9 protein-coding genes are annotated in these 12,371 nt (G+C 47.3%); 8 read left to right on the top strand and 1 reads right to left on the bottom strand.

All coding sequences use genetic code 11. The features are described from left to right. The first annotated feature begins 110 nt into the window (after positions 1-110). From Pr1d_RS17105 to Pr1d_RS17085, 5 genes are all read left to right on the top strand, one after another. Positions 111-1,223: an acyltransferase family protein gene (locus Pr1d_RS17105; RefSeq protein WP_148074662.1), complete on the top strand. Its 1,113-nt coding sequence runs from the start codon at positions 111-113 to the stop codon at positions 1,221-1,223. 57 nt (positions 1,224-1,280) lie between these two features. Next, complete coding sequence (locus tag Pr1d_RS17100; RefSeq protein WP_210417753.1) at positions 1,281-2,693, top strand: Gfo/Idh/MocA family protein; 1,413 nt, start codon at positions 1,281-1,283, stop codon at positions 2,691-2,693. A gap of 56 nt (positions 2,694-2,749) precedes the next feature. Continuing rightward, a complete protein-coding gene (locus Pr1d_RS17095) occupies positions 2,750-3,712 on the top strand; it encodes a nitrilase family protein (RefSeq protein ID WP_148074661.1) in 963 nt (320 codons plus the stop codon). 336 nt (positions 3,713-4,048) lie between these two features. Beyond that, a complete protein-coding gene (locus Pr1d_RS17090; protein WP_148074660.1) occupies positions 4,049-5,941 on the top strand; it encodes an alpha/beta hydrolase in 1,893 nt (630 codons plus the stop codon). Positions 5,942-6,165: 224 nt separating this feature from the next. After that, entirely contained in the window at positions 6,166-7,098 is a 933-nt protein-coding gene (locus Pr1d_RS17085; RefSeq protein WP_148074659.1) for a hypothetical protein, read from the top strand. Positions 7,099-7,329: 231 nt separating this feature from the next. On the opposite strand, the gene Pr1d_RS17080 is transcribed toward Pr1d_RS17085, so the two are convergent. Beyond that, positions 7,330-8,631, bottom strand: a complete 1,302-nt coding sequence (locus Pr1d_RS17080; RefSeq protein WP_238476528.1) for an IS256 family transposase — start codon at positions 8,629-8,631, stop codon at positions 7,330-7,332. Positions 8,632-8,997: 366 nt separating this feature from the next. On the opposite strand from Pr1d_RS17080, the gene Pr1d_RS17075 reads away from it, so the two are divergent. The 3 genes from Pr1d_RS17075 to tdh all read left to right on the top strand — a co-directional run bounded on the left by Pr1d_RS17075 (position 8,998) and on the right by tdh (position 12,303). Continuing rightward, a complete protein-coding gene (locus Pr1d_RS17075) occupies positions 8,998-10,044 on the top strand; it encodes a DUF1611 domain-containing protein (RefSeq protein WP_148074658.1) in 1,047 nt (348 codons plus the stop codon). A gap of 9 nt (positions 10,045-10,053) precedes the next feature. After that, a complete protein-coding gene (locus Pr1d_RS17070; RefSeq protein ID WP_148074657.1) occupies positions 10,054-11,085 on the top strand; it encodes a dipeptide epimerase in 1,032 nt (343 codons plus the stop codon). Between the two features lie 189 nt (positions 11,086-11,274). After that, positions 11,275-12,303 carry an L-threonine 3-dehydrogenase gene (tdh, locus tag Pr1d_RS17065; RefSeq protein ID WP_148074656.1) on the top strand — a complete coding sequence of 343 codons (1,029 nt, stop codon included), beginning with the start codon at positions 11,275-11,277 and terminating at the stop codon, positions 12,301-12,303. Positions 12,304-12,371 lie beyond the last annotated feature (68 nt).

Below are 12,371 nucleotides of genomic sequence, written 5' to 3'. Positions count from 1 at the left end.
CATATACTGGGCAGGTGAACTCAGAACATTTTTGAAAAGTAGTTTCTAATCCTAAGCCCGGTTTGGAGAATGTATGGCTTCACGTGCATATGTTAGGAATGTGAGATTCAATGTTGAAGCCAATATCTGATCTAAGGCTCAAGTCACTCGATGCCCTGCGAGGCTTCGATATGTTTTGGATCATGGGAGTTGACCACATCTTTCACCAATTGGGAGAGGCAACCGGTTCATCATTTTGGCACGTGCTGGATCATCAATTTCAGCATCCAGATTGGCATGGTTTTGCAGTTTATGACTTGATATTTCCACTATTTCTGTTTCTTGCGGGGGTGGCCATGCCTTACTCCATTGGCAAGAAACTGGAAGCCGGGTTGGCCCGCAGTGAAGTGCTATATGGACTAGTGAAGAGAGGCCTAATTCTGGTTCTCTTGGGAGTGATTTACAATAACGGATTGGAAGTTCGTGGGCTCGACGAAATCAGATTCCCAAGTGTTTTAGGTCGGATCGGATTGGCCTACATGTTTGCCGGCTTCATCTATGTCTACACCAAACAGCGATCTCAAGTGCTCTGGTGCATCACTCTGCTCCTTGGCTATTGGCTACTGCTGATGCTTGGGTCTGCTTCAGGCTACCCGAGGGGAGATCTAACAGAGGAAGGCAACATTGTTTCTTATGTCGATAGGATCATTCTGCCTGGACAACTATATCGTGGTATCCACGATCCTGAGGGATTGTTGGCAACGATTCCTGCAGTTTCTACAGCACTTATGGGGATTCTTGCCGGCACATTTCTGGAGAATACCGGCACGGATCGCGGAAAGCAGAATGCGTTGACGATGGCGTTTGTCGGTATTGCCTTCGTTGCAGTGGCTCAGCTATGGAATTTGAGTTTCCCGATAAATAAGAACCTATGGACGAGTTCGTTTGCAATGCAATGCGGCGGTTTAAGTCTGATGTTGCTGGCTTTTTTCTATTTTTTGATTGACGTCAAGGGCTGGACAAAGTGGGCATTTTTCTTTCGGGTGATTGGTATGAATTCTATCTTTATCTACATGTCGCCCTGTTTTATTGATTGGCAATATACTTCTTCGAAGCTTTTCGGTTGGATGACGGATATTACTGCAGAACCCTACAAGCCCGTTATTATGACGATCTCTCTTGTTGGGGTTCAGTGGCTATTTCTCTATTTTCTGTATCGTAACAAAGTCTTTTTGCGTATCTGATTGAGTTGATTGATATTCCTGGTTTACTAAGACACTTTGAGTTGAAGGGTAATAAGTATGATGGCAGTTGCTTCATCCAGAAGGACTTTTGTTGCTGCTCTTTCCATGTTGGCGGCAGGAGCTGTATTAACTCCTGCTTCTTTCGGGTCCACATTGAAAGGAAGAAAACTGAAAGTCGTCATGGTGGGAACGGGTATTCGAGGAACTGGTTTCTGGGCAAAGCGGCTCTTAGAGAAGTATTCCAATCTCGTCGAATTTGTTGGACTATGCGACATCAATCCTGGAAGGTTGGAATACGCAAAGAAGTTTTTGGGACTAGACTGTGATACGTATGCCGATTCTGATTTCGAAAACATGCTGAACGAAACTAAACCGGATCTAGTGATCGTTACCACTACGGATTGTACGCACCACAAGTACATCATCTCGAGCCTGGAATTAGGCTATGATGTGCTGACCGAAAAGCCACTGACCACGGACGAAAGTAAGTGCCAGCAGATCTTAGATGCTGAGCGCAAATCAAACAATAATGTAATCGTCGGATTCAATTATCGCTGGAATGCCTATAACACAAAAATCAAGCAGCTACTGAGCGAAGAAGTGATTGGAAAAGTAACTTCAGTTGATTTTCACTGGTATCTGAATACGTACCATGGCGCTTCCTACTTTCGAAGATGGCACGGCTTGCGACATGTTGGAGGAACTCTTTGGGTTCACAAGGCAACCCATCATTTTGATCTGATGAACTGGTGGCTTGATTCTGATCCGGAAGAGGTGTTCGCCTTTGGGGCTCTCGAAAAATATGGAAGTGCTGGACCGTACCGTGGCAATAGCTGCAGAGATTGTCAATATACGAAGCGTTGCGATTTCTATTGGGACATCACCAATGAAAAGGAAGACATGGACCTCTATGTCGCGAACGAAGAGTACGACGGTTACGTACGCGATAATTGCCTGTTTCGTGAGGAAATCAATATCTATGACAAAATGTCTGCTCAAGTGCGGTACAAAAACAATGTGATACTCAACTATTCCTTGACTACTTATTCACCATTCGAGGGCTGGCGAGTCGCGTTCAATGGTACGAAGGGTCGTCTCGAAGCCCGTTTAGATATTCCATATGACGGGGAGAGAACGTTCAGTCAGAAAGATCTTCATGACTTGGAAATGAATCAGGATGGCAGTGAGAATGTCACTTCAGAGCAGATTATCGTCCACCAACTGTGGGAAAAGCACGATACAGTTAAAGTTTCGCTTGATAGAACTGGCCACGGGGGTGGAGATGAAAAACTTCAAGAGAAACTATTCCAAGATCCAGATGCAACAGACCCGTACAATCGAGTTGCTGGTTTGCGCGATGGCGCCATGTCTATAATGGTTGGGATCGCGGCAAGGAAAAGCATCGAAAGAGGCGAGCCTGTCCGGATAGCTGAACTTATTGATTTAGAACCCAGAGAGAAGAGGATCTGACTTAAGCTAATTGTGCAGAGTGGGCCAGCCCAAGCCAAAATGTCGAGCATGAACCTATGAAACCACTTCGCGTTGCTTCCGTACAGTTTCAACATGTTCCCAGCAACAAAGCAGCAAATCTGGAAACGATAGGACACTTTGTTCGCGCAGCCGCAGAACGGGACGTTCAGATAATTTTATTTCCGGAATGCTGCATTTCTGGTTATTGGCACTTACGCAATTTGTCGCGTGAAGAATTGGTTGACCTTGCCGAACCAGTGTTTGACGGCCTAGCCTCGCTGACGTTACTTGAGTTAGCAGTATCGAACAACCTAACTGTAAGCGCTGGTTTAGTCGAAATTGCTGAAGACGGGCGTCTTTTCAATACACAAATCGTTGCGATGCCTGATGGCAAGATGGTACGCCATCGAAAGCTACATTGTTTCATTAATGAGAATATGTCGTCTGGAAACGATTTTACAGTATTCGATACGCCACACGGATGCCGTGTTGGTCTACTTATTTGCTACGACAACAACATTGTTGAAAACGTTAGGGCTACTGCCTTGGCAGGAGCAGAGGTCTTGCTGGCTCCACATCAAACTGGAGGATGTAAGTCCATGAGTCCTTTTGCTATGGGTGTTGTCGACCGACAGTTGTGGGATTCTCGTCACACTAACCCAGATGCAATCGAAGCTGAGATCTGCGGTGACAAAGGTCGCAAGTGGTTGATGCGATGGTTGCCTTCACGAGCACATGACAACGGAATGTTCTTGGTATTTAGCAACGGCATTGGACCAGATGACGATGAAATACGAACTGGAAACGCAATGATTCTCGATCCTTATGGGCGAATCCTTGTTGAAACATGCCGTGCAGCAAACGATATGATTGTAGCAGACCTAGACCCATCATTACGAGATCGATGCACAGGAGCACGCTGGATAAAAGCAAGACGACCGGAGCTGTACGGTTCTCTGGCAGTACGCTCGGGCAACGAAAAAGATACTAGAGTCGTACGCTTTGAATCCTGGGAATAGCATTCAAAACAAGTTGTCAGGAAATATATCGATAGTTTGAATAGGTCACTAGAGTGCATAAAAGTCCAACTCGTAAGGTACTGTGTTAATAGTTCCGCAATGAGTTGGGCAACAGCCCGGAACGCCTCACAAGTTGGAATCGCCGTTCACCGGAGAATAGATCAGATCTGTATATCTAGAATGATAGTACTAAGGACAATGTATATGCAATCTCAAGTGAGACTCTTGAATTATAATTGTTCTTGCGCTGTATTATTAATCTTAGCGTCTATTTCGACAACTATGCTTACGGCTGAAGAAATAGACATAACTACTGTTTCTGTCGACAAAGCTAGAATGCTAGACTACTTGGTGCGGGAAGGTGGACGTCTAGGCAGAGAAGCCATACAACGTGTGTCAACTCCCCAGAAGTTAGTCGGCGAAAAATCTCAGCTTCGTAAAGAGTTTCGCTTCATGATTGGCTTGGATCCTTTGCCAAAGCGCGAGCCTCTTGAGTTAAGTCTTGTGCGTACTATCGAATGTGATGGATATGCTGTGGACGTAATCCACTTCCAAAGCATGCCCAAATTGTATGTGACTGCCAATCTTTACCGACCAACCAACCTAGGGAGTGGACCGTATCCTGCCGTAATCCTTGGTCCCGGGCATACGCCTCATCCCTCTGGCGGCAAGGCAGTTCGGCAGAACTATGCTGTTCCCTGGGTGCGAGAAGGTTACATTGCTTTAGTCATCGACCCAATTCAGGTCGCCGAAATATTTGCCGTTCATCGCGGAACCGATTCGTTTCGAATGTGGGATTGGTATGCTCGTGGTTATACACCTATTGGGGTCGAAGTGTGGAACGCTATGCGTGCAGTGGATTATTTGCTTACGCGACCTGATGTGGACGGAAGCAAACTTGTCGTCAACGGCTGTTCTGGGGGTGGCCACTTGTCATGGATGCTCGCTGCCGCCGATGAAAGGATTGCGATGTCCCAGCCAGTTGCTGGGACAGGTGACATCCTGTCGCATATTTCCGACAATCTCGTTCGTTTGCACTGCGATTGCGCCTATTTTATTAACACTTACCGTCATGACTGGTCAACGTTAGCTGCTCTTATCGCACCGCGCCCGTTGCTCATCCATGCAACGACGGAAGATGTATATTATCCGCCCAAAAGTTATCACTCGGTCTTTGAATCTGCGAAGACAATTTATAAATGTCTCGGCGAGGCAGACAGGGTCGGTTTGAGTGAAGATACTGGTCCTCACAACTATACTGACACCCAACGTAATCGGGCCGTCCAATGGGGGAATAAGTGGTTTCGTGGTGATAAGTCGCTTGTCAAGACTTTACCATTCGACGAAATACCTGCCGAGCAGCTTGCGGCGTTCGATCAATCCCTACCGAAAAGCATCAATGCTCGCATACACGAGCAGTTTATTCCTCAAGCGGAGATTCCTAGCTGCTCGAATTTGGCGGAGTGGGAACGAATTCGCCAAACAACTCTAGACAAGCTCAAGACTGTTGTCTTTCGCAATTTGCCTCGTCCCTATAAAGCTTATCGCCCAGAAAGAAAACTCCGAGAGAGATATTCACTTGAAACGGAAGAAGGAATTCAGGTAGGTATGTCCAGTCAGACTTCCCCCACAGGAGTTGGAAATCGGGCATTGCTCTATATTGCGTCGCCGAACGACTCACCTGCTGGGATCCGCAATTTGCTTCGTTCGTATCCCTGGCAGAGTCTCCCCGTATCGACACATATCATTTGGCCACGAGGCATAGGAACGCTTAGTTGGGACGATATGATCCAGCAACGAATTCGGCGTTCCGCCATGCTCTTGGGACGCACTCTCGACGACATGCGAGTTTTTGACATTCTATGCGCGATCGATCTCATTGCCAGTCAACCAGATTTTGATGATGGAGATCTCACAGTCGTCGGAGAGGGAGAGGCCGGTATTTTGGGTGTGTATGCTGCACTATTGGATACTCGTGTAACGCGGATAATTCTTAAATCTCCTCCAATATCACATAAGAACGGGCCAGTGCTTTTGAACATCCTTCGATACTGCGATATTCCTCAAGCGCTAGCCATGCTCGCACCGCGTGAGTTAATTCTGCTGAGTGATTGCTCAAATAAGTTTGACTTTGCAAAAACCATTTACCGTCTTTACGGAGTAGAAGCGAACTTTAAAACTAGTCAAACAATAACGCAGGTTTTGCATGAAAGGCTTAATGAACACTGAGAATGGTAACCGTGCACGGTGGAACGCAACAGGCTGTGGGTGCCTTCGTCACAAAACACAGCATTTGTACGAGTCCGGAAAGTCGTGTTTATTCAACACTCTACTCGTTGTGCATTCAACTGACTTACTATCGCAATTTCCCATATCTTGTGAGCGCCACTTGTAACTGAACCAACAAGTCTCACTTCCCGTTGAAACTTTTCAACCTATTAATGGATTACCTAATGAAGATAGGTCGCATTACTTGCTTTGTTAATATGATTAGCCTCTTAGGCAACTTGGCATATTCCGACACTCCTACTGCAGATCCTGTTGATGCCACTAAGCGCACGTTAGAAGATGTCGAGATACGAACTCGACTTGAAACGACAGGTAAACTTATCTATCAAACCAGTTTCGAAAATGAAATTGAATTAGCGAATTATTACAATTTACGGGGTGCTGAAGAAGGACGGGTCGAGATCGTATTGAATCGAACTCTGGCACATACTGGTCAAGGAGTACTGGAATTGACTACCGAAGACCAGCAAGGAAAAACCAGCAGTTCGGCCGGCGCTCGCTATTGGTTTCCTCCGGGATACGACCGCGTCTACTTTCGTCGCTACATAAAGTTTGCACTCGATTACGACCAAGGTAATTTGCACCATGCAGGTGGGTCCTTGTATGCAATTGCAGGAAATGATAAACACGCGCAAATGGGAAAGGCAGGAATACTCCCTAATGGCGATGATCGGTTTGGGTCTAGTTTTGAACCGTGGCGTTTTGGAGGACGGTACCAACCTCCTGGAATCATGATGCTATATACCTATTGGATGGACATGAAACCGGGAGAGAGGGGAACGTATTATGGTAATGCCCTCCTCCCTTCGGTAGATCGTGTCGTCCAGCTTGAACGAGATAGATGGTATTGTCTTGAACACATGCTTCAGGCTAATACGATTGGCAAGGCGGACGGTGAAATTGCGGCATGGATTGATGGAGAACTGTACGTTCACTTCCAAGGTGTTCGGTGGCGTAGCTCAGCTGAAGTCTTGCTTAAACGATTTGACCTGGTGCTTTATGTCCATCACAGTCACAAAAAGAATCAGATGTGGTACGACGATGTCGCTCTTTCAACCGGATACATTGGGCCTATCAATGTAAATGTCGGGGAGTAGCTTCTAAAATGATACTAATTTCTTGACTTGGATGTGGCCCACTGGCCTGCCCCCATAGTGGTACCACTCGTTATTAGAGCAGAGGTTGAATAACTTAGCTGCAGTTCTGAAGTGAGACTGTGGGTCGAACGGTATCTATTCTCACGTCCACGACAGGAGGACGTAATGAACAGCTCCCTCCTGAATAAGTTGTCTTGAGCAACTGTCAATTGTTGTGTTTTGAGGAATTTTCTAAGCGGCAGATTCCTGCATGATTCCGTCTTTGAAGGACCGTCCTTCGATGACGAGTGTGATCTTCTCGTAGCTGCGTAGTCGTCTCCATTTCTTCTCGGCCGATTGGGCCAACTTGAACATCATCGCCAAGCTTGCGCGGCGTGTGCCATTGCCTTTGGTTTTGCGATGCCGCAGGCGAATCGTCGCGAATGTAGACTCGATAGGATTGGTTGTGCGCAAGTGGCCCCAGTGTTCAGCGGGGAAGTCATAGAAGGTGAGCAGCTCGCTGCGATCCTTCCTCAGGCATGCACACGCCTGCGGATACTTAGCGTCGTATTTTTCCAGGAAGTGTTTGAAGGCGGTTTCGGCATTCGCTTTCGTTTCCGCCTGCCAGATTTCGTGGAGATCGCCCTTGGCCTTTGGCTGCACGCTCTTGGGCATCTTGTTAAGCACATTGGCCGTCTTGTGGACCCAACAGCGTTGCTCTCGCGTCTCAGGAAAGACTTTTCGTAACGCTGCCCAGAAGCCCAGTGCACCGTCACCCACGGCGATCTTCGGAGCAATAGCAAGCCCACGTTGCTTCAAGTCCAAGAGCAACTCACTCCAACTCTGCTCGCTCTCGCGATAGCCATCGAGCACGGCAATCAATTCCTTCGTGCCATCAGCAGTCGCTCCCATAAGTACCAGAATGCACTGCTTCTTGTTGGCATCGTCTTCCAAACGGACTTTCACGTGGATGCCGTCCGCCCAGACGTAAACGTACTCTTTCTCGGAAAGATCACGTTGATTCCACTGGTCGTATTCCTCGGCCCATTGCTCTTTGAGTCGGACGACCACGTTGGCACTGAGCCCCTTGGCCTGCTCGCCCACCAGGGCATGCAGGGCCTCTCCAAAGTCATTCGTCGAAATGCCTTTGAGGTAGAGCCAGGGAATCAGTTCCTCGATCGATTCGGTCCTGCGAAGGTAAGCCGGCAACACGCTCGGGGAGAAAACAACTCGCCCCTTGGGATCAGACGAATTGTCGCGAACGCGTCCTTGTTTTACTTGGATGGCTCCTGCACCGGTGAGGACCTCCCTCGCGGGCAGGCTGCCATTCTTGACCACCAGACGTCGACCCTCCAAATCGCACCGATCCTGGTGCGTTTCGATGAAAGCATCGACTTCAGCATCAATGGCTGCTTGCAGCATTCTGCGAGCTCCTTCATGGATGATCTCATCCAGTAGGCTACGACTGTCGAAGACTTGTCGGAAGGCGAGTACTTCAGGATCAATCGTCTCGGTGGCTGGAATGTTCGGTTGCTTTGTCGTAGGCTTGCTCATGGCGTGTCCTTGTGCCCACGTCGGGCCGTTGAAGTGGTGATTTACCTCAACAGGATACGCCGCTTTTTATCTACCTTTCAAGAACACGACTTTTGACAATACCTCGTTGTCTTTCAATGAATCGTACAAAGTATTGACATTCTATGACATTAAGATTGTCTAATGGTTTTCGCGGAACAGTTGATGCTAGAGCGGGCATCGGAAATAATCAAACTGTAAGTGGCGATATTGAGTCTGGCAAAAAGTTGGTCATCCACCACAGTTCCAGCAAAAGTATACTTACGATACCGCTTTGTATCGCGCAAGTCGCATAGTCTATCTCTGAGTTTCATACCTCTTATGCCAAAGAAGAATGCGTCCCTTCCAATGCTGAGATCGAGTGAGCCCCGCCTGGTCATTTTGACAGAAGGGTATTCGGATCCGATTAATGCCAAAACTGCGACCTCCGTATTACGTTACGGTCAACACCCCACCGTTGCAATTATTGATTCCCTTCAGGTCGGGAAGACTGCTGAAGAAATATTGGGAGTAGGCGGAAACATTCCATTCGTAGCCAATTTGTCTGATGCCCCTACTGCAAATACGCTGATGATCGGCATCGCTCCTCCCGGCGGCAAGATACCTATGAGCTGGCGATCTGTAATCCGCGGGGCAATCGCTTTAGGAATGGACGTGATCTCAGGCCTCCATGACTTCTTGGTCGACGATGACGATTTTGTCATCGATGCTTCAAGATTTGGAGTGAATTTGATCGACATTCGCAAGAATGATGAACATGATGTCTGTAACCAAAAAGACATTCGAGTCGAATGCTTACGTATTCATACCGTAGGCCAAGACTGCTCGGTCGGCAAAATGGTGGCTTCGATCGAAGTTGCTCGAGCACTACAAGATCAAGGCTACGATGCCAAGTTTATCGCCACAGGCCAAACAGGCATAATGATCGAAGGGGATGGCTGCCCCATCGACTGTGTCGTAGGAGATTTTATTAGCGGTGCTATTGAAAAGCAAATCCTTGCACAACAGCACCATGAGATTTTGGTTATAGAAGGGCAAGGAAGTCTTGCGCACCCTCGATACTCAGCTGTCACTCTTGGACTACTTCATGGCTGCATTCCTCATGGCATGATACTGTGCTACGAAGTTGGGCGTTCTTGGGTTCGCGATATGCCACATGTGAATTTGAAATCGCTTCAAGAGTTGCGGACAATCTATGAAAACACCGCTTCGATTATGTTTCCTTCAAAGATTATTGGTGTTGCGATGAACTCTCGGCTGCTGTCTGAGCGTGAAGCCAATGCAGAACGGAAGAAAGTGCACCTGGAATTAGGTTTGCCTGTCTGTGATGTTCTTCGCGATGGGCCTCATGACTTGGTTAAAGCTGTCCAGAAGCTACACATGGAGTTGAGGTAATTTGGAACCATGAAGCTTTCCCTCTATCCGTTCAACTTGCAACTTAAGCACGTATTTAGGATTTCCCGAGACTCTCAAAGCGAGCAGGCTACACTGGTCATTGAACTCAATGATGGCCGGCATAACGGATTTGGTGAGGCGCCGACCGATCCGTTCTATGAAATAACAATTGAAAACTTAACGAACTCTCTGGAGTCAATCCGCACTCTTTTGGAACCAGTTCGACAAATTGAGCCAGAAATAATCTGGCAGCAAGCTTCCGAACTAATGCCAGATAACTTATTTGCCCTAAGTGCGTTAGACCAAGCAGCGTATGATCTGTGGGGAAAGCAGAAGGGGTTACCCGTGTACCAGCTTTGGGGGTTGGACAATGCGGATAACGTCCCTTCCTCTTTTACCATAGGCATCGATGAGATCTCACAAATGGTAGAGAGAATTGTGGAAGTACCTGATTGGCCAATTTACAAAATCAAACTTGGAACAGAAAACGACATAGAGATTGTCAGGGAACTTCGGGAGCATACGAAGTCTTTATTTCGAGTTGATGCGAACTGCGGATGGAACGCCGAGCAAACCGTTCATAATTCTCGTATATTGAGAACACTTGGAGTTGAGTTCATCGAACAACCTCTTGACCCAGAAGATTGGGATGGAGCGAAGTATGTCTTCGAGAATGCCATGCTGCCTATAATCGCCGACGAAAGTTGTGTTTCCGAAGATGATATTGAACGGTGCCACAAGTATTTTCATGGTGTCAATATTAAACTTTGCAAGTGTGGAGGAATTACACCAGCACGTCGCATGATCAAGGCTGCTCGAGAACTTTGCATGAAAACGATGATTGGCTGCATGGTAGAATCGAGCGTAGGGATTTCGGCAATAGCTCAACTTTTACCAATGTTAGATTATGTAGACATGGATGGCGCCGAACTATTGCGCGAAGACGTCGCCACCGGGGTAATTCTTGAAAAGGGCCACTGTCTTTACCCTGAGGAGAATGGAACTGGTGCTCAGCTTCTGCAGCATTGCTCGATTAGTTGATTAGATACTCTAATTTCTGATTTCCTTTTCAACTTGCTGCCAGAGATCTAGCTTCCACTATCACTAAATTTTTGTTTTTCAATCAAAGCTGAGCATTTCGTAGAGCAAACAATCGATGAATCTGGATTTCAGCTACCGATCTACTGGGGGACATGTGTTTTCAACCGAACCATACACTCAAGTGAGCCCATGCAAGCATTAATAAAAAAATTCCCCTGCGAAGGACTCTGGTTGGAGGAGGTTCCCGAGCCGACCGTAGGCGTAAACGATGTATTAATTCGAGTACATCGGACGGGCATTTGCGGTACGGACATTCATATTTACAACTGGGACAAATGGGCCGAGAAAACTGTACTTACTCCGCTGATAGTTGGTCATGAATTCGTGGGAGAAGTTGTAGAAACTGGCTCAAATGTGTCGGGATTCACATCCGGTGACATCGTCAGCGGAGAAGGTCATGTCGTGTGTGGGCAGTGCCGCAATTGCCTTGCTGGCAGAAGGCACTTATGTTCCGAAACAAGCAGCGTAGGCATCAATCGATCGGGTGCTTTTGCTGAGTATATCTCGATACCGTCTACCAATGTATGGCGACATGCCCCGAAGATCGACCTGGATATTGCCGCTATTTTTGATCCTTTTGGGAACGCTGTTCATTCTGCTTTAGCATTTCCACTAATAGGCGAAGATGTGGTGATTACTGGTGCAGGTCCCATTGGTGTAATGGCCACGGCCGTCGTTCGACATGCCGCGGCGCGGCACATTGTGGTGGTCGATCCCAACTCATACAGAAGGCAATTGGCTAGTATAATGGGAGCCACTCTAGTTATTGACCCACGTGAGCGAGACTTGAAGGAGATTCAAGCCGAATTGGGGATGGTCGAAGGTTTCGATGTTGGAATCGAAATGTCAGGCAGCACAGCTGCACTGCGAAGCATGATCTCGAATATGTGTCACGGAGGAAGTATCGCCATACTTGGTATTCCTGGTGCTGATTCGGAGATCGACTGGAGTACGATAGTGTTGAATATGCTCACGATTCGGGGGATCTGTGGTAGAGAAATGTATGAAACCTGGTACAAAATGACTGTAATGCTAAACAACGGTTTGGATATCAGTTCAGTCATAACTCACCGCTTTCATCACAGAGAGTATCAAAAGGCTTTCGAGGCGATGAAGTCCGGTGAATCAGGTAAGATTGTTCTCGATTGGTCAAAATGAGATACTTTTGATGAGGTGGCTCATCCATCAAGTGCAAGACTTGGCAGGGCAGGTTTTATCATGTACGG

The organism is Bythopirellula goksoeyrii (assembly GCF_008065115.1).
Taxonomy (GTDB): domain Bacteria; phylum Planctomycetota; class Planctomycetia; order Pirellulales; family Lacipirellulaceae; genus Bythopirellula; species Bythopirellula goksoeyrii.
The sequence above is the reverse complement of the archived record's forward strand: the minus strand, read 5'-3'. Positions and strand labels throughout refer to the sequence as shown.